This window comes from Adlercreutzia sp. St.1H8, assembly GCF_059728655.1.
The window spans coordinates 1,741,368-1,766,952 of the sequence record NZ_AP039376.1; the positions used below are offsets into that span (position 1 = coordinate 1,741,368).

Below are 25,585 nucleotides of genomic sequence, written 5' to 3' on the forward strand. Positions count from 1 at the left end.
GCCTATCCCTTCGGTGCGAGGCTCGGGTCGACGGTGTTGAACAGCTCGAGCGCCTTGTCGAGGCGCGCCGGGTCCACGCCGCTGCGCGAGGCGACGGCACGCGCCGAGGCTACGTTGGCATCGGGCGAGAGGCCCGCGCAGCCGTTGCAGGGACGTCCCAGGTCGGGGCAGCGCGCGCCGCAGCCGGCGCGGGTCACCAGCCCCAGGCAGAGCGTCTCCCGGCCGTAGAAGCAGCCGCGCTCGTTGCGCTTGCACTCGCCGCAGAGCGTGGAGGTGGGCACGGACTTGTTGGAGCCGCGCAGCACGCGCTGGAGCGTGTCGGCGAAGTCGAGCGGGTCAATGGGGCAGCAGCGCACCTCGTAGTCCACGGCGATGACGCTTCCCACCGGCGCCGGCGCGCGCAGCGCCCCGCAGGCCTCGGGCGCCGCCTCGCCGTAGACGGCCGCGGCGCGCTCCTCGAAGCCCGGCGCGGCCATGGCGGGGATGCCGCCGGTCACGGCGCAGGCGCCGATGGCGATGACCCACCGGGCCTTCGCCCGCACCGCGCGCAGCGTCTCGGCGGCCTCCTCGGTGGTCGCGGCGCCCTCCACCACGGCCACGTCGAACTCCTCCGGCATCGGGTCGGAGGACGTGAGCTGCCAGTAGCGCAGGTCGACCTGCCCGAGGATGTCGAGCAGATGCCGCTCGACGTTCGTTATCTGGAGCTGGCAGCCGAAGCAGCTGGCCAGCCCTATCACCACCACGCGGGCGGGCTTGTTCTCCGTCATCGCGTCCATGCTACATCGACCCCTGGATGTTCTTCGCTTCCCAATAGTTGAACACGGGCCCGTCGATGCAGCAGTACTGGTGCCCGATCTGGCAGTGGCCGCACTTGCCCATGCCGCACTTCATGTGCCGCTCGAAGCTCATGTAGATGTGGTCGTAGCTGATGCCCTTCTTGCGCATCTCCTCCACGACGAACCTATACATCACCGGCGGCCCGCACACGGCGCCGAAGGTGCGGCCCGGATCGACCTTTAGATGCTCGAAGGGCTTGGTGACCAGGCCCACCTCGCCGTCCCACGTGTCATCGGGGTTGTCGACGGTCAGGTACAGGTCGAAGTCCTTGCGGTGGCGCCACATCTCGAACTGGCTGCGGAACATCACCTCGGCCGGGCTCTTGGACCCGTAGATGATGGTGACCTTGCCGAAGTCGGAGCGCTCGTCGTGGATGTTGTTGATGAGCGAGCGCAGAGGCGCGATGCCCAGGCCGCCCGCCACGAGCAGGATGTCGTGGCCGCGCATCTCGTCGAAGGGGAACGGGCGGCCGTAGGGGCCGCGGATGCCCACGATGTCGCCGCACTGCATCTGGTGGAGGCGCTCGGTGAAGGTGCCGGCGCGGCGCACGCACAGCTCGATGAAGCCGCTCTTCGACGGCGAGCTGGAGATGGAGATGGGCGCCTCGCCCACGCCGAAGAGCGACAGCTCCACGAACTGGCCCGGCTCGTGCCGGAAGGCCTCGCGGATGCGCTCGTCGATGAAGCGGAACTCGAAGAGCTTCTCGGTGGCCGTGAGGTCGGTGATGGAGGTGATGCGCGCCGGCCACGGACGGTAGGGGTTCGCCCGGACGAGCTCGGCGCCGGTGAGAGGCGCGCCCTCGTCACGCAGCGGCGCCACGGACACCCCGGCGACGGACTGGCTAATCGGCATTCTCGGCCCCCTTTCGCTCGAAGAACCTCAGCACCTCGATGGGCGAGATGTCCGCCTTGCAGGCATAGACACAGCGGCCGCAGCCCACGCAGAGGTTGCGGTCGTGCGTGGCGAGGAAGCCGTTGAGCTTGTGGTACATGCGGTGCCGCACGCGGTTGCGCCCGTCGGCGCGGAAGTTGTGGCCGCCCGCCACCACCGCGAACTGCGGCGAGGTGCAGGCATCCCACGTGCGCTCGCGCCGGCCGTGGACGCCGTCGGGATCCAGGGTGTCGCGAATGTCGAAGCAGTAGCAGGTGGGGCACACGCTCGAGCAAGCCGTGCACGACAGGCACCGGCCGCCGAGCTCCTCCCAGAACGGGTCGGAGTGGAAGGCGTCCATGAGCATGGGCACCTCCTGGATGTCCGGGATCTCCGGGTTGAACGACGCCTGGCGCCGGCGCGTGGCGCGGCGGAAGGCGATGCGGTCCTCGTCGGTGGCCTCGCGGGGGTTGCACGCGCCCTCGAGCACGTTGGCCGCCTCGACGCTGCCGATGCTCACCAGGTAGCGGCCGCCGATGTCCTGGAGGAACAGGTCGTAGCCGGTGCGCGCCTCGTCGGCGTCCATGAGGTGGCAGAAGCAGCCCTCAGACGGCGTGCAGCTGATGCCCACCACCATGGTGGCGTCGCGGCGCGCCTCGTAGTAGGGGTCGGGGTAGCGCGCGTCCCGAAAGACCCGGTCCAGGCTGTTGAGCGCGTTGATGTCGCAGGCGTGGACGCCGAAGATCACCCGCGGGGTGACCGCCTCCACGTAGTCGGTGACCTCGTTGGCCTCCGCGTCGAACCGAAACAGGGTCTCGCGCGGCGGCAGGACGTACTTCTTGGGCGAGGTGATGGTGGTGGGATAGTCCAGCACGATCTCGTCAAAGGAGCCCACGGCCTCGAAGGCGAAGCTGCGGCCGCTCCTGACCGGGGCGATCACCTCGTAGCGCTCCATGAACGCGGCCACGAGCGCTGGAAGCTCCGCGGCGTCGATCACTCGGTAGAGCATGCGTGCTCCTCAGTCTCTCGTCAGCGGGATAAGGCGATGGCCCCATCCTACTCCCCCGCCGGCCCCACGCGCCCCGCGCCCCGGCGAGAGGGCGTTTTCTCCAGACCGGCCGCCCTTTCAAAAAGCGCCCTGGGATGCAGATTCGTTCGGTTTTGCACTCCCCGACAAGGGAAATCGGGCGCGCTTCTTCCGAAGCCGGGGCAAAACCCCAGGTCGCCATCGGCCAGAAGGCGTCAGCGGGATCCGATCCCCCGTCTTTCGAGTGCAAAACCGAACGAATCTGCATTCCAGAGGCTCCCGTGCGCAGGAAACGCCCCCCCCCAAAAAAAAGAAGAAGGCCCCTGAAGGGGCCTTCCGCGTGCGTGGAGCTGCCTCGCCCTAGGCGAAGAAGATGCCGATCTCGCGCTCGGCGGACTCCGGGGAGTCGGAGCCGTGGATGACGTTCTCATCCATGATGAGGCCGAAGTCGCCGCGGATGGTGCCCGGGGCTGCCTCAGCCGGGTTGGTGGCGCCCATGAGCGAGCGGCACTTGGCCACAGCACCCTCGCCGGAGATGACCATCTTCACCACCGGGCCGGAAGTGATGTAGGAGATGAGGCCCTCGTAGAAGGGCTTGCCCTCGTGCTCCTTATAGTTGGCAGCAGCCTGCTCGGGAGTGACCATGCCAAGCTCCATGCGCTCGACGACAAGGCCGGCGCGCTCGAAGCGGTTGATGATCTCGCCGATGTGGCCGTTGCGCACGCCGTCGGGCTTGATCATGGAGTAGGTCTTCTGAATAGCCATGGGTTCTGGGTTCCTTTCCGTTCTCTTCTCTATTCGCAGCCGGGGCCGCCCCGGTCGGGCGGCCCCGTCGATGCGCGGTTCTGGGAGGCGCGCTAGTTCTGGCTCGGGAAGTACAGCTCGATGTTCGAGATCTTCCAGCCGATGAGGTCGCGCACCATGGAGATGCGGTACTGCACCTCGCCGCCCTCGGGCGTATGGGCCGTGACGTAGACGGTCGAGTCGCTCATGGACTTGTTCATGCCGTCGATGACGGGGCTGGCGTCCTGGGTGACCGGCTCGATCATCGTGTCGATGGACGAGGCGCTCGTGGCCTTGGAGAACACCTCGGCCTTGGCTGCCTCGGGGTTGGCGAACAGCTCGCGCACCACCGTCTCCTGGCTCGGGAAGCCGAAGCCCTGCGTGTAGGCGAACACGCCGCCGGCGCAGGCGAACAGGATCACGATGATGAAGGCCACGAGGATCTTAAGGCCGACGTTGCGGCGCTTGCGATCCTGCTTGGCCAGGCCGCGCGACCACTGCTCCAGCTCCTCGTCGCTGGCGTTGAAGAAGTGGTCCTCGCCCTGCTCGTAGACGCCCACGTAGCCGGGATAGGCCCCGTCGTCGTAGGACGCGCCCTCGTCGTAGTAGAAAGCGTCCTGGACGTCGTAGCCCTCGTCGTAGCCGTCGTCGTAGTAGGCCGCGTCCTCCTCGTAGACGGCCATGGAGGTGCCGTCAGCCGCCACGTCAAGGCCCGACATATCGGCCACGGGCAGCACCTGGGTGAGCGCCGAGGTCTGCGAGGGCGACGCCACGGGCGGCGCGGGAACGGCGGCCAGCCCCTGGCCGACGGTGGTGACGCCCTGGGCCACGGCGCCCACGGCGCGCTGATAGTCCACGCTCGCCGAGTCGGACAGGAAGTAGGTCTTGTCGGCGATGGCCTGCTCGAAGGCGTTGACCGCCTTCTCCATCTCCCCGCAGGAGACGTAGGCCTGGCCCAGGCTCGCGTAGAGCTTGTTGCGCGTGGCCGGCGTCATGTCGAAGGGAAGCGCGCTCTCATAGGAGGCCACCGCATCGGCCGGACGGTCGAGCGCCATGAAGCACACGCCCAGGTTGAGCAGGGCCTTCGTGGGATCCGGATTCTCCTCGTCCAGCGCCGCCTCGCGGAACGCCACGCCCGCCTCGGCCGACTTGCCGAGCTTCATGAGCGCGTTACCCATGCCCATGTAGGCCTTGTAGACCGCAGGGTAGCTGTCGTCGGAGACGGCCTGCTCGAAGCAGCGCACGGCGTTGTCGTAGTCGCGCAGGGACGCGTAGGCCATGCCGAGGTTGCACTCGACCGTGCCCGCGGCGCTGTAGGCCGGGTCGGCCGTGGCCTGGGTGTAGGCATGGATGGCCTCGGTCGGGTTCTTCAGCTTGACCAGGCAGTTGCCGATCTGGTGGTACAGAAGGCCCATCTCGCCGGGGGCGAGGGGGCACGTGGCGTCCTGGAGGCACTGGGTGAAGCCCATGAGGGCGCCCTGGTAGTCCTTCTGCTGGTACTGGCGGTTCGCTTGGTCAAACAGCTGGTTGTTCATGGAGTTCCTTAAGTGTCGGTCCTCGGCTCCGGGCAGGAAGGCAGCCGGGTAGTGCTACTGGGCGACGTTCTCGATGACGACCGACTCGATGAGGTCGCCGGCGCGCAGGGAGTCGATGACGTCCTTGCCCTCGATGGTGTCGCCGAACACGGTGTAGCCCGAGTCGAGCATGGGCTGGGCGCCCAGGCAGAAGTAGAACTGGGAGCCGGCGGAGTTCGGGTTGGACGAGCGCGCCATGGCCAGGGTGCCGTCGTTGTGCTCGTTGTGCGGGTTGGTGGTGAACTCCTCCTTGATGGAGTAGCCCGGGCCGCCGGTGCCGAAGGGGCCCTGGCCCTTGGCGACCTGCTCGGGGGTGGCGTCACGCGTGGTGGGGCAGCCGCCCTGGATGACGAAGCCAGGCACGTAGCGGTGGAACTTCAGGCCGTCGTAGAAGCCCTTCTGGGCGAGCTCGACGAAGTTGCCCACGTGGATGGGGGCGTCGGCGCCCGCCAGCTGCACGCGGATGGTGCCCTTGGAGGTGGTGATGACGGCGATCTCGTCGCCCGTGGGCTGGTATTCGGGAGTGTACATTGCCATTGCGGTGGCATCCTTTCTCTCTCGGCGGCGGCCCCGCGTCCTCGCGAGGGCGCCGTGCCAGCGAATGTTCGCATATGGGAGAGGATTTTATCAGCACCGTCAGGCCAAATGCCAAAATACCGTTAATCTTCACGCCCCCTGGCCGATCGGCGGGCGGGAAGCGGAGGGCCAAAGGCGGCGACGCCTCTTGGCGCGCAGCGCGCGTTCACGGCGGAGGGCCGGCCGGGCTTCACGGAAGGCCCAGGCCCTCGGAGGGGCCGGCGCGCCGGTGGCGGGAGACGCGGCGGGATGGCAGGGTGTCGGCAAACCGGGGCCATCCGCGAAAGGGCCGCGCCTCCCGTCGTCTATGCTAGCGAATCGGCGACGGGCATTGTAGTCGTGACTTTGTGGGCCCGATTTGGCACAATACCTGTTCAGACGCTAGTTTTGTAACCGCGTGATTACGTTTTCGCAGCCCAGGGGGCTAGCGCCCCGGACGGCCGTCGCGGACACCCGCGTCTGCGGCCCCGCGCGCCTCGCAGACGACGTGCTCGAGGGACTCCTCGGCCTGCTCCGCCTCGTCGCCGGCATCGAGGAACTTCTTGCGGGTGACGAAGTTCCACACCATCACGATGACGGTGGCGCCGATCTTGGTGACGCGGTAGTCGATGGCCAGAAGACCCGTGCCCAGGTACATGCAGGCGTCGTTGATGATAAGGCCTGCGACCGAGAGGACGACGAAGATGGCGAACTCGCGCCGCCGCGACATCCCCTTGCGGTGGGTGAAGACATAGCGCATGGACGCGAAGTAGTTGAACGTCACGGAGACGATAAACGAGATGGTGGCACTGGCCAGGTAGTCCACGCCGAACGCCTCGGTCAGGAGCACCATCAGCCCGTAGTCGATGACGAAGGCGATAACTCCCACGACGCCGAACTTCATGATCTGCTCGATGAGCTTACGCACGGCCCTTCCTCCCACGTCGCGCCTCCTCGTCAGGGGGACGGGCTCGCGCCCGTCCGACCCCAGCGGCCCATTGTGGGCGAGGAGGGCCGCGAGCGCAAGGGCCTGCGGGGCGAGGGGCTGAAAATGTGCAGGAAATCCTTGCATGCCGACCAGTCGTCTGGCATACTATATGGGCTGTTTTGGCAGCGTGCCACCCGTCCCCATAGTCTAACGGTTAGGACGCGGCCCTTTCAAGGCTGAGACACGGGTTCGATTCCCGTTGGGGGCACCACGATTGACCGGGCCTTTCTTCGGAAAGGCCCTTTTCGTAGGCACCGCCGCTCGCGCCAGCAGCTGGCACGCGGGCAAAAAAAGAACCCCTAAGCGGGGTTCGGAGACGCGGCGCAGAGCGACGCGCGAAAGGCTTGGATGGTGCCCTCGACAGGATTCGAACCTGCGACTTTCTGCTCCGGAGGCAGACGCTCTATCCCCTGAGCTACGAGGGCGCGGCGCCTATTATACGACAACCTCCGCCGGGCGGCCGGAGGATTTTGACCGCGAAGGGACGGCCATGGACCAGACCCAGATCATCACCGTGGAACGCATGGGCTACGGCCCCGAGGCCGTGGGCCGGCTGGCCGACGGCAAGACCGTCTTCGTGACGCACGCCGCCCCCGGCGACGTGGTGGAGGTGGCGCTCGTCGAGGAGAAGCCGAGCTTCGCCCGCGCCCGCCTCGTGCGCGTGGCCGAGCCCGGCCCCGCACGCGCCGCCGCCCCGGCCTGCGCCGCCGCATGCGGCGGGTGCCCCTGGGCCGTGCTCGCCTACGACGCGCAGCTCGACGCCAAGCGCGCCAACGTGGTGAGCGCGCTCATCCGCGTCGGCCGCATGGAGGCGGCCCGCGCCGAGGAGCTCGTGGCGCCCTGCGTCCCGAGCAAGCGCCAGTGGGGGTACCGCAACAAGGTGGAGCTAGCGGCCACTGCCGATGCCGCCGGGCGCTTCTCGCTCGGCTTCTTCCGCGAGGGCACCCATGACGTGGACGTGGTGGACGCCTGCCCCGTGGCCGCCAAGGTCATCGAGCGCGCGCCCAAGGCCCTGCGCGGGGCGCTGCGCTACCTGTCGGGCTCGCAGGACCTCGGCATCTACCGGGTGGGCGTGCGCGGCAGCCTGCGCACCAAGGACGTGGAGGTGGCCCTCTGGACGCCGCCGGGGCCCTTCCCCCGCGCCGCCGTGGCCAAGACGCTCGGATCGGCCATCCGCGCCACGAGCGTCGTGCGCGTGCTCGCCGAGCCGGGCCGGGCGCGCAAGGTGAAGAAGGTGGAGACGCTCGCGGGCAAGGGCTGCTGGGAGGAGCGCTTTGCCGAGGCGCGCTTCCTCACGAGCGCGCCGTCGTTCTTCCAGGTGAACACGGCCCAGGCCGAGAAGCTCGTGGCGCTCGTGCTCGACGGGCTCGAGGTGGCCGAGGGCGACTTCGTGGCCGACCTCTACGCCGGCGGCGGCACGTTCTCGGTGCCGCTCGCGCAGGCCGGCGCGGATGTGGTAGCGGTGGAGGCGGCCGGGTCGTCCGTGCGCGACCTGCGACGAAACGCCCAGATGAACGCCGTGGAGATCGAGGTCATCGGCGGCGATGCGGCGCGCGAACTGCCGGCCCTCGGCGAGCTGGACGCGCTCGTGGTCGACCCGCCGCGGGCGGGACTGGCCAAGGGCGTCGTGGACGACATCGTCGCAGCCGCGCCGCGGCGCGTGGCCTACGTGAGCTGCGACCCGCAGACCTGGGCGCGCGACGTAGCGCTGTTCGAAGAGCGCGGCTACCGGCTCGTCCGCGCCACCCCGGTCGACCTGTTCCCGCAGACCTACCACGTGGAGACGGCGAGCATCCTCGAACGCGCCTAGCGGGTACGGCGATACGCCTCGTAGACCTCTATCTCCCACTGCTTGCGGTGGCTCTTGGCGACGGTGTCGAGGATGATGCCGGCGGTGATGGAGAGCGCGCCGCACAGCACGAGCGCCACGGCGAGCACCGCCGAGGGGATCTTCGAGACGTAGTCCGTCGCCAGGTACTCGGCGATGACCGGCACGCCCGTCACGAGCCCCAGCAGCAGAAAGACCAGCGCCACCCAGCCGAAGAAGGCGAAGGGGCGGTAGTCCTTGAACAGCGACGTGATGGCGCGCAGCACCCGCGCCCCGTCGCCGAAGGTGGACAGCTTCGAGTAGCTGCCCTCGGGCCGGTCGCGGTAGGCGATGGGCACGTCCACGATGCGCCAGCGCTTGTCCACCGCGTGGATGGATATCTCCGTCTCTATCTGGAAGCCCTCCGAGAGCACCGGCATCGTCTTCACGAACACGCGGTTGAACGCGCGGTAGCCGGTCATCACGTCCTCGAAGGCATAGCCGTAGATGGCCTTGATGAGGAAGCGCACGAGATCGTTGCCGAAGCCGTGGAAGGCGCGGTCGTTCTCCTCGCCGTAGCTGCCGTTGGAGAGGCGGTCTCCCACCGTCATGTCGGCCTCGTCGGCAGCCAGGGGCGCCAGGAGGTCGGGCGCAGCCTCGGCCGGGTAGGTGTCGTCTCCATCCACCATGAGGTAGTAGTCGGCCTCGATGTCGCGGAACATCTGGCGCACCACGTTGCCCTTGCCCTGACGGCTCTCGAAGCGCACCACGGCGCCGTGGGCTGCTGCGAGGGCGGCGGTGCCGTCGCTCGAGTTGTTGTCGTAGACGTAGACGGTCGCCTCCGGCAGCACGCGGCGGAAGTCGTCGACCACCTTGGCGATGGTGACCGCCTCGTTGTAGCAGGGGACGAGCACAGCCACCCCCTCCCCTCGGCGGGCCTTGTCGATCCGGGTCTGCTGGGCCTCGGTGCGGTAGGTATGCGGCTCGGACACGGTTGCTGCCTCTCGACGGGTTCTCGCGGTACCCCGCCCATGATAGCCGAAGAGCCACCGTGCCTCCACCGAACGTCGCTTTCTTGGTGACGATGGGCCGCGCCCGGCCGCTGCGCGATGGCCATGCGCTATGATGGCCCCATGGAAACGCAGGAAACCCCCTCACAGCACCCGACCGGCCCGGCCGCGGAGGCCACCACGGCAGCAGGCGCGGCATCCCCCGGCACCGCAGGCGCGTCCTCGGACGCCGCGGACGACCCCGTGCAGGTCGCAGGCTCCCCCGCCGGGGCTCTCGTCCCCGCGGCGGGCGTCGCGCTGGCCGCTGACGACGACGCGACGCTCGCCGTCGATGCGTCGGCCGCCCGGCCGCTCGTGCTGGTGATGCACGCCTCAGTGGGATCGGGGCACCGCAGCGCCGCCGAGGCCGTGGCCCAGGCCTTCGAGCTGCTCCGCGACGACCCGGTCGCGGCCGAGCGCTTCGGCGGGGCCTTCCCGGAGGACCTGGAGGTGCGCGTCCTCGACATCCTCGACTACGGGCGCGTAGCCATCGACGGCAACGCCACCGCCTCGATGTTCACCGGCTTCACGCGGCCCATCTACGACCTCACCTGGCGCTACACCCTGACCGGGCGGCTCCTCTGGGGCGGCGGCACCATCTGGGTGCACGCCATGTTCCCCCGCTTCACCGAGTACGTGCGCGCCGAGCGGCCCGCCGCCGTGGTGGCCACCCACATCACCGCCGCCAACGTGGCCGTGGGCGCCCGCATGCTCACGGGCCAGGACTTCCCCATCGTGTGCGTGCCCACCGACTACGAGGTGGAGGGCATGTGGCCCCATCGCAAGGCCGACCTGTTCTGCGTGGCCAACGAGTACATGGCCGAGACGCTGCGCCCGCGCGGCGTGCCCGAGGAGCGCATCCGCATCACGGGCATCCCCACGCGTCCGGCGTTCGGCGAGGAGTACGACCGCGCCGCCGTCCGCGCCGAGCTCGGCCTTCCCGCCGGCAAGCGCCTCGTGCTGGCGCTCGCCGGGGCGCACCTTCCCCGGCCCTACGTGCACTTCCGCGAGGCGCTCGACAAGCTGCTCCCCTACCTGCACTCCTTCGACGACCTGCACCTGGTCGTCATCGCCGGAAAGGACCCCGCCTACGCCGAGCACCTGCGCCGCCAGTGCGAGGACTACGGGCTGTCCAACGTCACGGTGTTCGAGTACGTGGACGGCATCGCGTCGCTCATGGCCGCAAGCGACCTCATCATCTGCAAGTCCGGCGGCCTCACGGTGACCGAGTGCCTCTGCGCGCGCGTTCCCATGGTGCTCATGGGGCGGGCCTACGGGCAGGAGAACGCCAACGTCCGCATGCTCACGGCCTCGGGCGCGGCCCTGCACGTGACCACCGCCCGCGAGCTTTTGGACACCCTGCGTCACATCGACGCGCATCCCGCCAGCACCGACGCCATGCTCATCAACGCGTCGTTTCTGCGCAAGCCGAACGCAGCGGTGGACATCGCCCAGGCCACCTGGGAGCTGGCGGAAAGCGACGAGGCGCCCGATGCGCGCACGCGGCGCAAGCGCTTCATCGACTTCTACTGGGGGCGCAAGCCGGCCCACATCCGCTAGACCGTCCGGGGCCGCGCCCCGCCAAGCTGAAGGGGCCATAAGGCGCCCCGTGAAAGGAACCACCTCCCATGACCTCATTCGCCGAAACCGGCCTGTCCGCCGCCGCCCTCGCGGCCGTCGAGCGCCTGGGCTACGAGAGCCCGACCCCCGTCCAGGAGCGCGCCATCCCCCTCGTGCTTAAGGGACGCGACCTCATCGCCGCCGCCAAGACGGGCACCGGCAAGACGGCCGCCTTCTCGCTGCCGGCCCTTGACCGGACGGGCCGCGCGACGCGGGCCAAGCACCCCGTCGTGCTCGTGGTCACCCCCACGCGCGAGCTGGCCAACCAGATCACCGAGGTGTGCGAGGCCATCGCCTCCGGCGACGGGCGCCGCGTCACCTGCGTGGTGGGTGGCGTGGCCCAAGGCCCCCAGGAGCAGCGCCTGGCGAAGGGCACCGACGTGCTCATCGCCACGCCCGGCCGCCTGCTCGACCTCATGGGGCAGAAGGCGGTCTTTCTCGATGACGTGGAGGTGCTCGTGCTCGACGAGGCCGACCGCATGCTCGACATGGGCTTTCTTCCCAGCGTGCGCCGCATCGTGGCCGCCACGCCCGAGGATCGCCAGACGCTGCTGTTCTCGGCCACCATCGACGAGTCGGTGCGCCGCCAGGTAGACGAGCTTCTGCACGACCCGGCCGTGGTGCAGGTCGCCCACAAGGGCGAGACGGCCGACACCGTCGACCAGTACCTCTGCCGCGTGCCCAAGGCGCTGCGCATGGACCTGCTGCGCGCGATCCTCGACGACTACGGCTCCGAGCGCGTCATCGTGTTCGTCCGCACGCGGCGCCGCGCCGACTCGGCCTGCCGCAAGCTCAAGAAGTGGGGGTTCGCCGCCGAGCCGCTCCACTCCGACCGCTCGCAGAACCAGCGCGACCGCGCGCTGCGCAACTTCGCCCAGGGCAAGACCGACATCCTCGTGGCCACCGACGTGCTGGCCCGCGGCATCGACGTCGACCAAGTGGCCTACGTGGTCAACTTCGACCTGCCCGCCGTGCCCGAGGACTACGTGCACCGCATCGGGCGCACCGGCCGTGCCGGCGCCGAGGGCTTCGCCGTGTCCTTCGCCATCCCCGAGACCGAAGAGGAGCTCGCGGCCATCGAGAAGCTCATCAAGCGCCCCATCCCCGCCCTCGAGGTAGCGAGCTTTGACGTGGAGCAGGCCGCGGCCGAGTCGGCCGCACGCGCCACCCAGGCCTCGGCGCGCAAGGATCCGGAGCTCGCGCAAGCCGCCAAGGAGATGCGCGCCCGCGAGCGCAAGAAGGCCAAGGCCAAGGAGAAGGCGGCCGGGGAGGCCGCCGAGGCGCGCGAGGCCAAGGGCGGAAGGCCCAAGGCCAAGGCGGCGAAGGCCGGTGCGAGCGGGGCGGGCGGCGGCAAGAGGGCTGCAGGCGGACCGGGCGGACGCGCGAAGGGCGCGGGCGCAGGCGCAGGCCGCGGAGCCGCCGCGAGCGCGCAGGGAGCGGGGCGCAGCGGACGCGGCGGCCAGGCGAGCGCTGCCGCGGGGCGCAAGCGCTCCGGCACGGGCGGCAAGGCGGATCTTCGCCCCGGCCGTGCCCACCGCGCCGCCGTGGCCGAGCAGCGCCGCTCGCGCGGCGAGCGGTCGGGCCGGCGCTAGCGGCCCCCGTTCGCCGTCGGCGAAACCCGCTTCCCAGCGCGCCGTCCTCCCCGCCTGCCGCTCACGGTATCGTTAGCGTTCCAGGGAGAGGAAGAAGAGAGGAAGGTGGGCCATGAAGGTTGCCGTAGCATGCGAGGGCATGGGAGTGTCGCACCATGCCGCCCAGTGCGCCAGCTTCATGTGCTACACCGTCGAAAAGGGCATCATCACCGATTGCCGCAACCTCCCGAACATGGGCGTCACCAGCCACGACGCCGCGCAGCTGGTGAAGGACCTCGGGTTTGACGCCCTCATCGCCGGCGGCATCGACATGGATATGGCCAACGAGCTGTGCTACGCCGGCATCGAGGTGGTGGCCGGCGTGGAGGGCACCGCGCGCGAGGTGGCCGAGGCCTACCTCAACCACACGCTCATGGGCGCCGCCGAGCTGTGCCATGCCAGCCAGGAGGACTTCGCCGACGAGCGCGACATCGACGCCGCCTTCGATCGCATCTACCGCGACCTGGAGTCAGCCGTCTAGCATCCCCCCGATTGAGGAGCCGGCGCTGACGCGTCGGCTTTTTTGCGCCGTGAAACGAAGAAGCGCCCGCGTCGGATGACGCGGGCGCTTCCCTTCTCCAGCACAGGGCCGATGGCTAGGCGACGGCCTTCTTGGCGACCTCGGCCAGGGCGGCGAACGCCGTAGGATCGTTCACGGCCATGTCGGCGAGCACCTTGCGGTCGAGCGTCACGCCGGCCTTCTTGAGGCCGTTCATGAACACCGAGTAGGACAGGCCGTTGATGCGGGCCGCGGCGTTGATGCGGGTGATCCACAGGCGGCGGATCTCGCGCTTCTTGTTGCGGCGGTCACGGTACATGTACTGCAGCGAGTGCTGCACCTGCTCCTTCGCCGCGCGGTAGGAACGGGACTTCGCGCCGTAGTAGCCCTTCGCACGGGCGAGGACGGTACGACGCTTCTTGCGGGCATGGATGGAACGCTTTACACGAGGCATATCTGAATCACTCCTTGGTTGACGGTAAGATGAGCGGGACTAGCGAAGGCCGAGGTTGCGCTTGACGACCTTGGCATCGGCCTCGGCGATCTCCGTCTCGTGACGGAAGTTGCGCTCGCGCTTGGGGCTCTTCTTCGTCATGATGTGGCTCTTGAACGCCTTGGCGCGCATGATCTTGCCGGAACCGGTGACGCGGAAGCGCTTGGCGGTGCCGCGGTGGGTCTTCATCTTAGGCATCTTACTCGTCCTTTCCTTCTTCTTTCTTAGAGTCCTTCTTCTTCACCGCCGCCGGGAGCGGGGCGATGAGCATGTGCATGTTACGGCCTTCCATCTTGGGCTGGTTCTCGATGACCGCCACGTCCTTGAGGTCGTCGGCAAGCCGCTCGAGAATGGACAGGCCCTGCTCCGGGTGGGCCATCTCGCGGCCGCGGAACATGATGGTGATCTTGACCTTGTTGCCCGCCTCGAGGAACCGGAGCACGTGCTTCTTCTTGGTCGTGTAGTCGCCCACGTCGATCTTCGGGCGGAACTTCATCTCCTTGACCTCGATCTTGCTCTGGTTCTTGCGCGCCTGCTTGGCCTTGATGGCCTGGTCGTACTTGAACTTGCCATAGTCCATGATGCGGCAGACGGGCGGGTCGGCGTTCGGCGCGATCTCGACGAGGTCGTAGCCGGCCTCCTCGGCGATGCGCTTGGCCTGCGCGGTGGGGAAGATTCCCTGCTGGTTGCCGTCGAAGTCGATCAGACGGCACTCGCGCGTGGTGATCTCGTCATTGAGCCGGGGCTCTTGAGCAGCTATCGCGCTCACCTCCTCGTTTCGCGCCTTCCGGGCGCATTGAAAAACCCGCAGCGCATGAGGCGCGGCGGGCTCGTTCCAGGTTCCAAGCCGCCGAGGCGGCCTGCCTATGCAAACGACCCATCAGCAGCCAAGGCGCCGAATCAGGTGGAGGGTTTCCCCTCTCTTGTTAAACAGCCTTTGCAGTATAGGGCATCGCGCGTGGAGATGCAAGGGGGAAGCTGGGAATGCAAGGTGGCTATGTCTTCTTAAATCTGCCGGGTTGATTCGTGAGTTGATCCATACGCCCCTCCTTTTTCTCAAGACTCAGCTGGACGCGTGCGGCTGAGTTCGGCAACAACCTTCTCAGGAGCGGCGCCGCGCGACCTCGGGAGGCGCATCGGAGACTCCCCTCCTCGGCGAGCACCCGGCGCTTCCCCAGGTCGCGCCCGCCCTCCGTTGCGCAGCGCCCGCCCCGGGGAGAGAAGCGCCCGCGCCCGACCATGCGGAGCCGCGCCTTCTCGCCGTCTCCGAGCCGAACTTCGGCCGGGGCCCGGGACCGGGGGGCAGGAGGAACCGGGATCCCCCCCCCCGGAGGGGCGAGGCGGCGCCCGGCCCGCCGCGGGCGCTCCCACGGACACAGGGGACAGGGCAGCGGGCGCTGGCGGGGACGCTAGAACAAGGCGGCAGGCGGAGGCGGACGAAATCGATTCCTGCCCGTGCGTGAACCGCGACGCGGGAACCGCCGACCCAGGCGACGTGCCAACTCCGTGTGTAAAGTGGCCAAAAAAGGCGACCTGACGACGGAAAAGATGCCCGCGAACTCCAGTTTGTCCGCAAAACCCCTGATGACGCCTGCGCCTTGAGCGCGCCGAAGACCACCCGCGCCTCCTAGAGGGCGTGATTTTCGCCATTTTCGTCGTCAGGTCGTCTTTTTTGGCCACTTTCCGATGAGAATGCGGCAGGAGACGCCCGACGGACGCGGGAGAGACGAGGCAAGGCGCAAGGCAGACGTCACTTCTCCGCCAGGGTCACCACGCGGGTGGCGAGGCGGGCGGTGAGGGCCGGCGAGTGGGAGATAAGGACGAGCCCCAGGTCGCGCTGGGCGGCCTCGTCCAGCAGGACGCGCCAGATCTGGGCCTGGGTGAGGGCGTCGAGCATGGTGGACACCTCGTCGGCGATGAGGTAGCGCGGGCGGGCCGCGAGGGCCCGGGCGATGCAGAAGCGCTGCAGCTCGCCGCCGGAGAGCTCGTGGGGGAAGCGGCTGAGCCACGCGTCGCGGATGCCGAGGGCCTCCCGCAGGCGCCCGAGCTCCTCAGGCGCGCCGCCGGACTCGGCCAGGGACGCCCCCAGGCGCATGCGGGGATCCACGACGTGCTCGGGATGCTGGCCCACCAGCTGCACCGGGCAGGGGCCGCGCCGGGGCAGGGGCGCGCCGTCCACGGTGACGCTGCCGGCCCAGGGCCGCTCGTAGCCGGCCAGGACGCGGCAGAGCGTGGTCTTGCCGAAGCCCGACGGCGCGGAGAGGGCCACGCGCTCGCCGGGGGCCACCGCGAGAGAGAAGTCCTCGTAGAGCGGCCGCCGCCCGTAGCCGAAGGTGATGTCGCGGGCCTCTAGCATGGATCCTCCTCGTCAGCGGCGATGTCGGCGCGGGTGAGCGCCTCCCCCTCGCCGGCGGCCGGCGCCCGGTCGGGGGCGGGGGCCGGGGCGGCGCCCGGCTTTGGCCCGGTGGCGCCCGGCGCGGCGGCCTTCGCCGTCGCGGCTCCGCCGGAGGCGCCCTCCTCCGAGGGCGCGACGGCGAACCCGTGCTCGGGCAGCGCGTGCCAGAGGGCGCGGCTGAAGGGGTGGGCCAGCAGCTCCGGCGCGGCGAAGCTGGCCACGGCCGTCTCCTCCACCACGGTGCCGTCCTTGAACACCGCCACGCGGTCGGCCACCGACAGCGCCAGCTCGATGTCGTGGGTGATGAGCATCACCCCGCCGCCCCCGTCGGCGAAGGCGCGCAGGTCGTCCAAGGCGCGCACGGCCAGGGGCAAGTCGAGGCCCGGCGTGGGCTCGTCGGCCACGATGAGCCGGGGCTCGTCCATGAGGGCGCAGCACAGAAGCACGCGGCGGGCCATGCCGCCGGAGAGCTCGTGGGGGTAGAGCCGCGCCACCGCCTCGTCCAGCCCGTAGCGGGCGAACAGCGCGCGGCGGCGCTCGGCGCGGCGGGCGGCGTCGGCGCGGCGGGCGGCCCCGCGGCCCCGCGGCACGCCCTCCACCTGGCGCCCGACGGGCATGAGCGGGTCGAGGCTCGCCACCGACTGGGGCACGAGGGCCACGCCGGCCCCCCGCAGGGCCGCCAGGGACGCGCTGTCCTGGGGCTCGCCGTCGAACCAGATGCGCCCGCGCACGGAGGCGTTGGGCTCGAACAGGCCCAGCACCGCGTCGGCCAGCAGGGTCTTGCCCGACCCCGACGCGCCCACCACGGCCACGATCTCGCCCTCGTGGACGGAGACGGACAGGTCGTGGATGACCTCCACGTCGCGCTGGGGCGCGCGGAAGAACGGGGCCGCCTCGTCGTCGTACATCCGGAAGGACACCGAGAGCCCCTCCACCTGCAGCAGGTGATGGCCGTGGCCGTGGCGCGAGCCGGCGGCGTGGGAGTGGTGGTGATGCATCGGCGAGGCGCCGTGGTCGAGGGCCTCGTGGGGCGCCTCCGCGGCGGCGGGGCCGGCCGAGGGCGCCGCCTCCACGACCTCCGCGGGAGATGCCAGGCCGCAAGGCGCCTGCTCCGCGACAGAGGCGCCAGGGGCGCGCCCCAGCTCCTTCTCCACAGCCCTCACCTTCCTACTCCTGGGCGCCATGGGGATCCACCAGCTTTCTCAACGAGCTTCCCACCAGGTCGAACAGCATCACGACGCCCACGAGCGCCAGGCCCGGGAACACCGCGAGCCACCACATGCCCGCCGAGAGGTAGCCCATGGCCTCGGAGAGGATGATGCCGATGGCGGGCAGGTCGGGGGGCAGGCCGAAGCCCAGGAAGGTGATGGCGGCCTCGTGAAGGATGGCGTGGGGGAACAGCAGCACGAGCCCCACGATGAACTGCGGCAGCACGTAGGGAACCAGGTGGCGCCAGGCGATGGCCGGCGGCGAGGCGCCCAGGCGGCGGGCGGCGGCCACGTAGCCGGACTGGCGGCACTGGAGGATCTCGGCGCGCAGGATGCGCGTGAGGCTGGGCCAGTGGGTGAGCGCCACGCCCACAGCGACGCCCCAGAACCCCTTGCCCAGGGCGAAGGAGATGAGGATGAGGAGCACGATGTGGGGAATGCCCATCAGGAGGTCGATGAGCCAGCTCACCACGGCATCGGCCCAGCGCGGGCCGAGGGCCGCGGCGGTGGCGAGCGCCAGGGCGATGAGGGCCGAGGCTACGGCGGCGGACAGCCCCACCATGACGGAGACGGCCAGGCCCGAGACGGTGCGCAGGAGCATGTCGCGGCCGAGCCAGTCGGTGCCGAAGGGGTGGGCCCCCGAGGGGGCGAGGGCCTTGCTCGCGAAGTCGACGCGCGACGCCTCGGGGGCCAGGGCCAGGCCCGCGGCCACCACGGCGATGAGCGCGGCGGTGCCCAGGACGGCCAGGGCCAGGGCGGCGCGGCGGTTGGGCAGCCGGCGCTCGCGCGGAGCGGAGAGCAGGGGGACGGCGTCGGCGCAGGGGGCGTCGGCCACACAGGGGGCGGGGGCGGTGCGGACGGCGTCGGCGGCGCCTTGCAGGTCAGCCACGGGCGATCCCCTCCCCTCTTGGCGGGCGAGCGGAGGCGGTGGCGCGGGAGACGCGCAGGCGCGGGTCCACCAGGCCGTAGACGAGGTTGGCCATCAGGTTGCCGGCGAACACGAGGGCCGCGGACACAAGGGCGATGCCGGCCAGGAGCTCCACGTCGCCGCCGAGGCCCGCCGTGACGGCCGCCTGGCCCAGCCCCGGGTAGGAGAAGACCTCCTCCACCAGCACCGAGCCGCCGAAGATCTCGGCCACCTGGGCGAACTGGAGGGTCACGGCGGGAAGCGCCAGGTTGCGCAGCCCGTGGCGCGTCATGGCGCGCGCCGGCGAGAACCCGCGCGCCCGGGCGAAGCGGAACCACTCGCTTCCCATCACGTCGAGGGCCTTGGCCCGCGTGTGCAGCGCGATGTTGGCCACCCCCGTGAGCGAGAGCGTGAGCGCCGGCAACGCCACGTGGCGCAGGGCATCGAGGAGCGTGACGTCGGCCGCCGCCTTCCCCACCGGCACCGAGAACCCGAGCGGGAGCCAGCCTAGGCCCACGGCGAACACCGTCAGCAGGAGCAGCCCCACCCAGAACGTCGGGGACGACGCCAGGACGAAGCAGTAGGCGCGCACCGCCCGGTCGAGCCGACGGCCGCGCCGCAGGGCGGCGGCCACCCCCAGGGCGAAGCCGAGCACGCCGCTCACCACCCAGGCGATGCCCATGAGCGCCAGGGAGTTGCCCGCGCGCTCGGCGATGACCTGGGCCACCGGCTGGTTGTACCGCAGCGACGTGCCCAGGTCGCCCTGGGCGAGGGCGCCGGCCCAGGCGGCGTAGCGCTCGGACCACGGCGTGTGGGCGCCCCAGCGCTCGGCCAGGGCGGCGCGCTTCTCGTCGCTCATGCCCAGCAGGGCCGCCTGGCCCAGGTTGGCCTGGAGCGGGTCGATGGGCGACAGGTCCACCAGCACGAAGACGGCCAGGCTCACCGCTAGCATGAGCAGGACGAAGCGGCCTATGGTTCCCAGGACGAAGCGCGCCACGGCCCTACGCCCAGCTCCAGCGGTCGATGTTGTTCACGAGCGACCAGCCATGGCCGTGGGGATGCGGCTTCTGGGCCGCCACGACCAGGCCCTCCCGCTCGAAGTAGAGGTGGTCGACGTTGGCCAGCCACACCCACGTGGCCGCCCCCTCGGGGGCCACGCCCGTGCCCGTGGCCGGATCCCACTGGGCGCGCTGGTAGTAGGGATACGACGCCTCCACGGTGGGCTGGGCCTGGGCCGCGGTGAGAGCGGCGTCCACGTCGGCGTTCTCGTAGAGCGGGTAGTTGCCCCAGCCGCCCGAGTAGGTGAGCTCGTAGAGCTCCACCGGGGAATTGGAGCCCCATCCCCACAGCACCGGGTCGGCGTACTGGCGCAGGTAGATGTCATCCCAGCTGGCGCCCCGCGGGTTCACGGCGATGCCGAGGGCGGCACACTGCTCGGCGAAGTCGTAGGCGAGGGCCTGACGCGTGGAGTCGCCGGCGGAGTAATACAGGTCGAAGGCGCAGCGCACGCCGTCGCGGACGCGCGTGCCGTCGGCCCCGGGGGCCCAGCCGGCCTCGTCCAGCAGCGCGCAGGCGGCGTCGACGTCGGTCTCCACGCGCATGGCGTCGCTCGACCACGGCATACCGTCGCCCACGCTGTAGGCGGGCGAACCGTAGCCGGCCAGCACGTTGTCGATCATGAGATCGCGGTCGATGCCGTAGTTGAGCGCGCGGCGCACGGCCACGTCGCACGTGACGGCGTTGCCAGCAGAGTAGGCCATGTCCCCCTCCAGCACCACCGGGTCGTGGTCAGGACCCACCGTGGGCAGAGAGATGCCGCGGGAGTCCACCGTCGCGCAGACGAGCAGGTCGTAGCCGGCAGGCGCGGCGCCGGCGAGGGAGGCCGAGGTGTAGGCCACGTCCGCGACCCCCGACTGGGCGGCCGCGAGCGAGGCGTCCTCCTCCATGAACAGGACGATGACGCGGTCCATGAGCGGCTTCTCGCCGTAGTAGTCGGGGTTGGCCCGCAGGATGACCTGCTGGCCGCGATCCCACTGCTCCAGCACGTAACGCCCGCTGCCGATGGGGTGGGTGCCGTAGTCGGGCCCGTAGGCGTGCTCGGGCACGATGCCCACCACCGCCAGGGTGTAGAGCAGGGCGTTGTTGGGCCGCGCCATGCGCAGCTCCACGGTGACGTCGTCGAGGGCCACGGCCTCGCGCACCATGGACAGGTCGGCCTCGGCCGCCTCGCCGTTCACTATGCCGTTGACGGTGAAGGCGACGTCGGCGGCGGTCAGGGGCTCGCCGTCGGTGAAGCGCACGTCGTCGCGGATGGTGAACGTCCAGGTCATGCCATCGTCCGAGCAGTCGTAGGCCGTGGCCAGGTCGTTGACGAACTCAAGGTTGTCGTCGGTGGTGATGAGGGTGGACTGGATGAGCGGCTCGTGGACGTGCTCGCCGGCTCCCCAGCCCACCAGCGGATCGAAGCCCCCCGCCGGCTCAGACCCCGGCGTCATGGTGATGACCACCTGGCCCGGCGTCGCGCTGGAGCCCGACCCCTCCCCCGATCCCGAGGTTGCAGGAGCCGGGTCGTCCTGCCGCGCGCAGCCGCCCATGAGCGCGCCAGCTGACAGGGCGCCGGCTGTGCAGGCCGCTGCCCGCATGAAACTGCGTCGAGTAATAGGGGTAGTGGAAGCCACGGGCGTCTCCTCTCGCTCGCCGACAGCCGGACGCTGCCGCGATGGTCGCTTCACGGTGTTACGAATCTCCAATTCGTAACACATGATAGCAGTCGAGCGCCCCGTCGGTGTTACGATTTGAAAATGCGTAACCTCGCTAGGCGAACGGCACCCCACCCTCCCCCAACGGCCGCCCCGCACCCCACCGGCCGAAAGACGCCCATCACAAGAAGGACGCGCGAAGCGGCAGGGGAAGCGCCCGCGCGCGAGGAGGCAGAGGGACATCTACCCGCGAGAAGGAGAGGGACGCCTACCGCGAGGAAGCGGAGGGGACGCCGCACGTGAGAGGACACGCGCGAGGAGGCCGGCGAACAGGCGAGCTGCGCGCCCGTCCAAGGCGCTCCGCCTGGCGGCCGACTCCGCTGCCCGCCCGCAAGGGCATTCCCGCAAACCAGCAGCATCCCTCGCTTCTCCGGCAGATAAAGGCGACGAAATGTTTCACGTGAAACATTCGTACGTAGTAAAGCGTGGCTTTTCGAGCCAAGTCGCCCCGTATCCAACTGCCTTCCCGCCCCCTCAGCGCCTCTTCGCTCCTCGGGCGATTCTGCCTCTTACGCAGCGCAGGGTGGTACTTGCCGGCCGCGGTGACGCAGACGGCGACCTCCATCTATCTCGCTTCTCACGCAGCGCAAGTACGCCTGTCGTGCAAAATGTTTCACGTGAAACATTCGTACGCTTTCAACGGCAACGCGATGCCGAGCAGCCATAAGCGGGCGACGGATGCGGCGCCTCCTTCGCCCGCGCCATCCCCCTGCCCTCGATCCCCGCTAGCCCAAAGCCCCTCCCCCCTCGCAGTCCGAGCGCCCGCGCCTATCCGTCGTCACGACCCCGCCCAAGGACTCAGCCACCCTCGCAGCTCAGCCATCAGCATGCCCACCTCCCCTTCGATCCGAGCGCCCACCCGTCCATCCATCCTCGCAGCCCGCCTACCCGCACCCCACCAACCATCATGCCCAGCCATCCGTCCCCCATCGGTCTCACGCCCAGCCATCTGTCCCCCATCGGCCCTCGCAACCTGAGCACCCACGCACACGTCAACCCTCGCGACCCGAGCGCCCACGCGCGCGCCAACCCTCGCTGCCTGAATGCTCGCATGCCATTTGCCCTCGAAACCCCGAGGATTGGACAAAAGTTCTCCATATATAACTATTTGCTCGTTTTTGTTTCACGTGAAACACTCGAAGAAGACAGCAGGACCCTCGCCCGCTGCCCCATGGAAGTCATCCCCGAGAAGCCGTCCCTGGGGAGCCACCTCCGAGAAGCCACCTTCGAGAAGTCGACTCTGAGAAGCCGCGCCCCTTATCAGAGACGCGCGGGCGGCAAGCCACATCGTCGGCTTTCCCGCGCGATGACGCGAGCGTCAGATGAGCGTGAGCAGGGCGTAGGAGACGACGCCGGCTACCGCGCTCCACAGCAGCGAGCGCGTCTTGCAGGCGACCACCACCACGCACAGGGCGGCGATGAGCGGAACGGCCGCGGGCCACAGCCCTCCGGCGAACATGCCCGGCGTCAGCAGGTCGTTGGCCACCAGGGCGGCGAAGGCGGCGGGCGGAATGAAGCCGAGCGCGCGGCTGAGCATCGGAGGCAGCTCGCGGCCCTTCAGCAAAAAGAGCGGCAGCACGCGGCACGCGAGCATCGTCAGCGCGCACACTACGAGCACGACCCAGAACTCCTCCCAGCTCATCGCCACGCGCCTCCTTCCGCGTCCTCTGCGGCGAGCTTCTCGCCCGCGGCGCCGTTGGCCGCCGCCTCACGCACGCTCGCCGCGTCACCGTCCGCAGCGCCTCGGGCGTTCGGTGCGACCGCCGCCCTCGGCAGGCGGCTCGCATCCGCACCGCACGCCCCGGGCTTCGCCCGCTCGCCCTCCAGCGCCGTATCCGCATCTCGCATACCAGCCGCCGCGCACCGACCAGCAGCATCCGCGTGCACGTCCGCCGCGCCCGCGCGAGCACTCGCCTCGCACCAGGCATCCGTCCGGCGCCCCGCGTCCTCCTCCGCCTGCTCTCCGGCAGTTGCGCCCCGGGCTTCGCGCGCGTCTCGCGGCGTTCTCCCCACGTGCTCGCCCTTCGCGCTCCCCGCACCATCCCCACCGCTCAGGGCGGCGTCCATCTGGGCGGACTTCGCGACGATGCGCCGGTCGCGCAGGCTCGCGTAGGCCATGGCGCCCGCGACGCCCAGGAGCGCGCCCACCAGGATGGCGGGCCCGGTGAGGCCCACGGCCTTGCACAGGTACACACCTGCCATTGCCAGCACAATGGCCACGATGTTGGCCGAGGTCATCCGCTGGGTCACGAGCAGGCAGATGAAGATGGCGGTCATGGCGAAGGCCGCGATGTTGAGCGGGATGCCGATAGCACCGCCCACGAGCACGCCCGCCACGTTCGACAGCGCCCACGAGCTCTGCGAGAACAGGTTCACCATGAGCGCGCGATCCACCGACCAGCCGCCTTCGGCGAACTTGGCCGTGGACACGCCGTAGGACTCGTCGGTCACCGTGGCGGCGAAGAGAAACGCCAGGCGCTTGGAGACCCCCTGGCACTCCGGCGCGAAGGAGGCCGCGTAGAGCATCTGGCGCGTGTTGACGAGCGAGACGCTCGCGATGATGGAGGCAAGCGGCGAGGCAGCCAGGTACATGTTGGGGATCATGAACTGCCCGGCGCCGGAGTAGAACAGCGCCGAGAGCAGGAACACCTGCAGCGCGTTCAGGCCGATGGAGTCGCACAGGATGCCGCAGGGTATGCCGATGGCGACGTACCCCAGCATGATGGGCACGGCCGCCTGGAAGGCATCGCGTATGTGGTCTCGGCAAATCACAGCCTGCCCATTATAGCCATTCGCTCCTTCCCCCGCGAGGTGCTCTCGACGACGTGCGGCCGGGAAGAGAGACGCCTCGGGGACGCGACGCCTGCCGCAGCGCGCCGTCGCGCAGCCGCGCGCCGCAAAATGGCCAAAAATGACGACCTGACGACAAGCAACCGGCGGAAACGCGATCCTGCCGCGCGCCCTGGCGAACGTCGCAGAGCGCGACCTGGGGTTTTACGCGCCATCCGCACGGCTTAGGCCCCGACGGGGGCACAGCCACGTCGTCAAGTCGTCATTTTTGGCCCCGTTAGCGTCGGAGAACGTACTTGCCGGCCGGTCCGAACGCACCCGCCGGCCGCGCCGGCTGCGCCCGCCGCCCGGTCGCGCCCGCCGGTCAGCTGCACCAGTCGCGCCCGCCGGCCGCCGCCCGCCCTGGCCGCCCACTGCGCCCGCATGCGAGGGCGAGGGCGCGCCCACCGACCAACCGCCCCAGGCGCCCGGCCACATCGCGCAGCCGACCCGTCCGCCGCACCCGCAGGCCACCTCGGCCATCCGCCCGCCGGTCGCGCCGGCCTCCCTGGCTGTCCGACCGCGCCCGCCGCCCGGTCGCGACCATCGGCCGGCCGCATCGGCCGCATGCCCCCGCAGGCCACCTCGGCCATCCGCCCGCCGGTCGCGCTGGCCGGTCAGCCGCACCGGTCGCGCCCGCGAACCAACCGCCCTTCGCCCTAGCCGTCCCGCCGGCCGGCCGCTCGCTCCCCTAGTAGTGAATCGAGTTGGGGACGAAGATGTCCTGGAAGGTGGCCTTAGCGTAGCGGTCGGTCATGCCGGCGATGAAGTCGGTGGCGGCACGCACGTCATCGCCCCCGGAGATGGCGCGGTACTCGGCAGGCACCTCGGCGGGATGCTCCATGAAGTAGCGGAACAGCGCCTCGACGAGCCGCGTCGCCTTATCCACCTCCACCATCACCACATCGGCCTGGTACACGTGCGCGAACAGAAACGCGCGCAGCTCCATCATGGCAGCCCACACCGCATCGCTCATGCGGATGTCGTCGCCGGCCGCCGAGGTGCGCACGAGGTCGAGCACGAGGGTCTCGATGCGCGACGAGTGGTCAGGGCCGAGCACCTCGTGGGTGCTGGCAGGCAGGTCGGCCTCGCGCAAAAGCCCGGCGCGGATGGCGTCGTCGATGTCGTGGTTCACGTACGCGATGCGATCGGCCACGGCCACGATACGGCCCTCGAGGGTCTCAGCGCGCGTGGGCCCGGTATGGCAGACGATGCCGTCGCGCACCTCGGCCGTGAGGTTGAGCCCCTTCCCGCCGTTCTCGATCACCTCCACCACGCGCAGGCTCTGCTCGTTGTGGCGGTAGAGCGCCTCGGCGCGCGCGTCAGCAGGCGGCAGGCCGCGCCAGGCGGCGATGCAGCGCGCCAGCGCATCCTCGCCGGTATGCCCGAAGGGGGTGTGCCCCAGGTCGTGCCCGAGCGAGATGGCCTCGGTCAGGTCCTCGTTGAGCCCGAGGGCCCGCGCGATGGTGCGCGCGATCTGCGCCACCTCGAGCGTATGGGTGAGGCGCGTGCGGTAGTGGTCGCCCTCGGCAGCCAGAAAGACCTGGGTCTTATGCGACAGGCGGCGGAACGACTTGGCGTGGAGGATCTTGTCGCGGTCACGCTGGAAGTCGGTGCGCAGCAGGTCAGGCTCGCCGGAGCGCTCGCGTCCCTCGCTGTCGGCGGCGAGCGCCGCGTCAGCCGCGAGCACCTCGCGCTCGCGCAGCTCCTGGTCCTCGCGATGGATGATGTGCATGGCAGCCTCCTTCGGAATC

General features: G+C 69.9%; 23 protein-coding genes and 2 tRNA genes. 5 read left to right on the forward strand and 20 right to left on the reverse strand.

What is annotated here, in order from left to right; genetic code table 11:
• Positions 1 to 2 precede the first annotated feature (2 nt).
• The 7 genes from AC6I0Y_RS06750 to AC6I0Y_RS06780 all read right to left on the reverse strand — a co-directional run bounded on the left by AC6I0Y_RS06750 (position 3) and on the right by AC6I0Y_RS06780 (position 6,574).
• Complete coding sequence (locus tag AC6I0Y_RS06750; RefSeq protein ID WP_497730311.1) at positions 3 to 776, reverse strand: NADH-quinone oxidoreductase subunit B family protein; 774 nt, start codon at positions 774 to 776, stop codon at positions 3 to 5.
• A 1-nt stretch (position 777) separates the two neighbouring features.
• Positions 778 to 1,689, reverse strand: coding sequence for an FAD/NAD(P)-binding protein (locus AC6I0Y_RS06755; RefSeq protein WP_497730313.1), 912 nt, complete (start codon positions 1,687 to 1,689; stop codon positions 778 to 780).
• Complete coding sequence (locus AC6I0Y_RS06760) at positions 1,679 to 2,716, reverse strand: 4Fe-4S dicluster domain-containing protein (RefSeq protein WP_160709820.1); 1,038 nt, start codon at positions 2,714 to 2,716, stop codon at positions 1,679 to 1,681. The genes AC6I0Y_RS06755 and AC6I0Y_RS06760 overlap by 11 nt, the downstream gene beginning before the upstream one ends.
• Before the next feature lie 378 nt (positions 2,717 to 3,094).
• Positions 3,095 to 3,499, reverse strand: a complete 405-nt coding sequence (gene ndk / locus AC6I0Y_RS06765; protein ID WP_497730316.1) for a nucleoside-diphosphate kinase — start codon at positions 3,497 to 3,499, stop codon at positions 3,095 to 3,097.
• A 92-nt stretch (positions 3,500 to 3,591) separates the two neighbouring features.
• Positions 3,592 to 5,052 carry a tetratricopeptide repeat protein gene (locus AC6I0Y_RS06770; protein ID WP_497730319.1) on the reverse strand — a complete coding sequence of 487 codons (1,461 nt, stop codon included), beginning with the start codon at positions 5,050 to 5,052 and terminating at the stop codon, positions 3,592 to 3,594.
• A gap of 54 nt (positions 5,053 to 5,106) precedes the next feature.
• Positions 5,107 to 5,628: a peptidylprolyl isomerase gene (locus AC6I0Y_RS06775; RefSeq protein ID WP_160709814.1), complete on the reverse strand. Its 522-nt coding sequence runs from the start codon at positions 5,626 to 5,628 to the stop codon at positions 5,107 to 5,109.
• 463 nt (positions 5,629 to 6,091) lie between these two features.
• A complete protein-coding gene (locus AC6I0Y_RS06780; RefSeq protein ID WP_497730321.1) occupies positions 6,092 to 6,574 on the reverse strand; it encodes a GtrA family protein in 483 nt (160 codons plus the stop codon).
• Positions 6,575 to 6,770: 196 nt separating this feature from the next.
• On the opposite strand from AC6I0Y_RS06780, the gene AC6I0Y_RS06785 reads away from it, so the two are divergent.
• Positions 6,771 to 6,845: transfer RNA gene (locus AC6I0Y_RS06785), tRNA-Glu, on the forward strand.
• Between the two features lie 138 nt (positions 6,846 to 6,983).
• Here AC6I0Y_RS06785 and AC6I0Y_RS06790 read toward each other — a convergent pair.
• Positions 6,984 to 7,059, reverse strand: a tRNA-Arg gene (locus AC6I0Y_RS06790).
• Positions 7,060 to 7,124: 65 nt separating this feature from the next.
• Between AC6I0Y_RS06790 and rlmD the strand changes: the two genes are divergently transcribed.
• Positions 7,125 to 8,444, forward strand: coding sequence for a 23S rRNA (uracil(1939)-C(5))-methyltransferase RlmD (gene rlmD, locus AC6I0Y_RS06795; protein WP_497730324.1), 1,320 nt, complete (start codon positions 7,125 to 7,127; stop codon positions 8,442 to 8,444).
• On the opposite strand, the gene AC6I0Y_RS06800 is transcribed toward rlmD, so the two are convergent.
• Positions 8,441 to 9,433, reverse strand: coding sequence for a glycosyltransferase family 2 protein (locus AC6I0Y_RS06800; RefSeq protein ID WP_497730325.1), 993 nt, complete (start codon positions 9,431 to 9,433; stop codon positions 8,441 to 8,443). The two genes, rlmD and AC6I0Y_RS06800, sit on opposite strands and share 4 nt — an antisense overlap.
• 141 nt (positions 9,434 to 9,574) lie before the next feature.
• Between AC6I0Y_RS06800 and AC6I0Y_RS06805 the strand changes: the two genes are divergently transcribed.
• From AC6I0Y_RS06805 to AC6I0Y_RS06815, 3 genes are all read left to right on the forward strand, one after another.
• Entirely contained in the window at positions 9,575 to 11,050 is a 1,476-nt protein-coding gene (locus AC6I0Y_RS06805) for an MGDG synthase family glycosyltransferase (protein WP_497730327.1), read from the forward strand.
• Positions 11,051 to 11,118: 68 nt separating this feature from the next.
• Positions 11,119 to 12,702, forward strand: coding sequence for a DEAD/DEAH box helicase (locus tag AC6I0Y_RS06810; protein ID WP_497730330.1), 1,584 nt, complete (start codon positions 11,119 to 11,121; stop codon positions 12,700 to 12,702).
• A 112-nt stretch (positions 12,703 to 12,814) separates the two neighbouring features.
• A complete protein-coding gene (locus AC6I0Y_RS06815) occupies positions 12,815 to 13,222 on the forward strand; it encodes a NifB/NifX family molybdenum-iron cluster-binding protein (protein WP_497730332.1) in 408 nt (135 codons plus the stop codon).
• A 115-nt stretch (positions 13,223 to 13,337) separates the two neighbouring features.
• Here the strand turns inward: AC6I0Y_RS06815 and rplT are convergent, their stop codons facing one another.
• The 11 genes from rplT to AC6I0Y_RS06870 form a co-directional block, all read right to left on the reverse strand.
• Positions 13,338 to 13,694: a 50S ribosomal protein L20 gene (gene rplT, locus AC6I0Y_RS06820; protein ID WP_497730335.1), complete on the reverse strand. Its 357-nt coding sequence runs from the start codon at positions 13,692 to 13,694 to the stop codon at positions 13,338 to 13,340.
• Positions 13,695 to 13,733: 39 nt separating this feature from the next.
• Positions 13,734 to 13,931 (reverse strand): 50S ribosomal protein L35, encoded by a 198-nt coding sequence (gene rpmI / locus AC6I0Y_RS06825; RefSeq protein ID WP_160710541.1) that lies wholly within the window; start codon positions 13,929 to 13,931, stop codon positions 13,734 to 13,736.
• 1 nt (position 13,932) lies between these two features.
• Positions 13,933 to 14,502 carry a translation initiation factor IF-3 gene (infC, locus tag AC6I0Y_RS06830; protein WP_160710540.1) on the reverse strand — a complete coding sequence of 190 codons (570 nt, stop codon included), beginning with the start codon at positions 14,500 to 14,502 and terminating at the stop codon, positions 13,933 to 13,935.
• A 981-nt stretch (positions 14,503 to 15,483) separates the two neighbouring features.
• Positions 15,484 to 16,089, reverse strand: a complete 606-nt coding sequence (locus AC6I0Y_RS06835) for an ABC transporter ATP-binding protein (protein ID WP_497730340.1) — start codon at positions 16,087 to 16,089, stop codon at positions 15,484 to 15,486.
• Positions 16,083 to 17,282 (reverse strand): ATP-binding cassette domain-containing protein, encoded by a 1,200-nt coding sequence (locus tag AC6I0Y_RS06840; RefSeq protein ID WP_497730343.1) that lies wholly within the window; start codon positions 17,280 to 17,282, stop codon positions 16,083 to 16,085. Before AC6I0Y_RS06840 ends, AC6I0Y_RS06835 begins: the two co-directional genes overlap by 7 nt.
• Positions 17,283 to 17,295: 13 nt before the next feature.
• Positions 17,296 to 18,225 carry an ABC transporter permease gene (locus tag AC6I0Y_RS06845; protein WP_497730345.1) on the reverse strand — a complete coding sequence of 310 codons (930 nt, stop codon included), beginning with the start codon at positions 18,223 to 18,225 and terminating at the stop codon, positions 17,296 to 17,298.
• Positions 18,218 to 19,240 (reverse strand): ABC transporter permease, encoded by a 1,023-nt coding sequence (locus AC6I0Y_RS06850; protein WP_497730348.1) that lies wholly within the window; start codon positions 19,238 to 19,240, stop codon positions 18,218 to 18,220. Before AC6I0Y_RS06850 ends, AC6I0Y_RS06845 begins: the two co-directional genes overlap by 8 nt.
• Positions 19,241 to 19,244: 4 nt before the next feature.
• On the reverse strand, positions 19,245 to 20,921 hold the full coding sequence (locus AC6I0Y_RS06855; RefSeq protein ID WP_497730350.1) for an ABC transporter substrate-binding protein: 1,677 nt from the start codon (positions 20,919 to 20,921) through the stop codon (positions 19,245 to 19,247).
• A 1,399-nt stretch (positions 20,922 to 22,320) separates the two neighbouring features.
• Positions 22,321 to 22,644, reverse strand: coding sequence for an AzlD domain-containing protein (locus tag AC6I0Y_RS06860; protein WP_497733656.1), 324 nt, complete (start codon positions 22,642 to 22,644; stop codon positions 22,321 to 22,323).
• A complete protein-coding gene (locus AC6I0Y_RS06865; RefSeq protein ID WP_497730353.1) occupies positions 22,641 to 23,774 on the reverse strand; it encodes an AzlC family ABC transporter permease in 1,134 nt (377 codons plus the stop codon). Before AC6I0Y_RS06865 ends, AC6I0Y_RS06860 begins: the two co-directional genes overlap by 4 nt.
• 748 nt (positions 23,775 to 24,522) lie before the next feature.
• Complete coding sequence (locus tag AC6I0Y_RS06870) at positions 24,523 to 25,566, reverse strand: deoxyguanosinetriphosphate triphosphohydrolase (RefSeq protein WP_497730355.1); 1,044 nt, start codon at positions 25,564 to 25,566, stop codon at positions 24,523 to 24,525.
• Positions 25,567 to 25,585 lie beyond the last annotated feature (19 nt).

Bases quoted from the DNA above. Each gene is read 5' to 3' on its own strand.
- AC6I0Y_RS06750 (WP_497730311.1), bottom strand. From the start codon at position 776: ATGGACGCGATGACGGAGAACAAGCCCGCCCGCGTGGTGGTGATAGGG.
- AC6I0Y_RS06755 (WP_497730313.1), bottom strand. From the start codon at position 1,689: ATGCCGATTAGCCAGTCCGTCGCCGGGGTGTCCGTGGCGCCGCTGCGT.
- AC6I0Y_RS06760 (WP_160709820.1), bottom strand. From the start codon at position 2,716: ATGCTCTACCGAGTGATCGACGCCGCGGAGCTTCCAGCGCTCGTGGCC.
- ndk (WP_497730316.1), bottom strand. From the start codon at position 3,499: ATGGCTATTCAGAAGACCTACTCCATGATCAAGCCCGACGGCGTGCGC.
- AC6I0Y_RS06770 (WP_497730319.1), bottom strand. From the start codon at position 5,052: ATGAACAACCAGCTGTTTGACCAAGCGAACCGCCAGTACCAGCAGAAG.
- AC6I0Y_RS06775 (WP_160709814.1), bottom strand. From the start codon at position 5,628: ATGGCAATGTACACTCCCGAATACCAGCCCACGGGCGACGAGATCGCC.
- rlmD (WP_497730324.1), top strand. From the start codon at position 7,125: ATGGACCAGACCCAGATCATCACCGTGGAACGCATGGGCTACGGCCCC.
- AC6I0Y_RS06805 (WP_497730327.1), top strand. From the start codon at position 9,575: ATGGAAACGCAGGAAACCCCCTCACAGCACCCGACCGGCCCGGCCGCG.
- AC6I0Y_RS06810 (WP_497730330.1), top strand. From the start codon at position 11,119: ATGACCTCATTCGCCGAAACCGGCCTGTCCGCCGCCGCCCTCGCGGCC.
- AC6I0Y_RS06815 (WP_497730332.1), top strand. From the start codon at position 12,815: ATGAAGGTTGCCGTAGCATGCGAGGGCATGGGAGTGTCGCACCATGCC.
- rplT (WP_497730335.1), bottom strand. From the start codon at position 13,694: ATGCCTCGTGTAAAGCGTTCCATCCATGCCCGCAAGAAGCGTCGTACC.
- rpmI (WP_160710541.1), bottom strand. From the start codon at position 13,931: ATGCCTAAGATGAAGACCCACCGCGGCACCGCCAAGCGCTTCCGCGTC.
- AC6I0Y_RS06835 (WP_497730340.1), bottom strand. From the start codon at position 16,089: ATGCTAGAGGCCCGCGACATCACCTTCGGCTACGGGCGGCGGCCGCTC.
- AC6I0Y_RS06860 (WP_497733656.1), bottom strand. From the start codon at position 22,644: ATGAGCTGGGAGGAGTTCTGGGTCGTGCTCGTAGTGTGCGCGCTGACG.
- AC6I0Y_RS06870 (WP_497730355.1), bottom strand. From the start codon at position 25,566: ATGCACATCATCCATCGCGAGGACCAGGAGCTGCGCGAGCGCGAGGTG.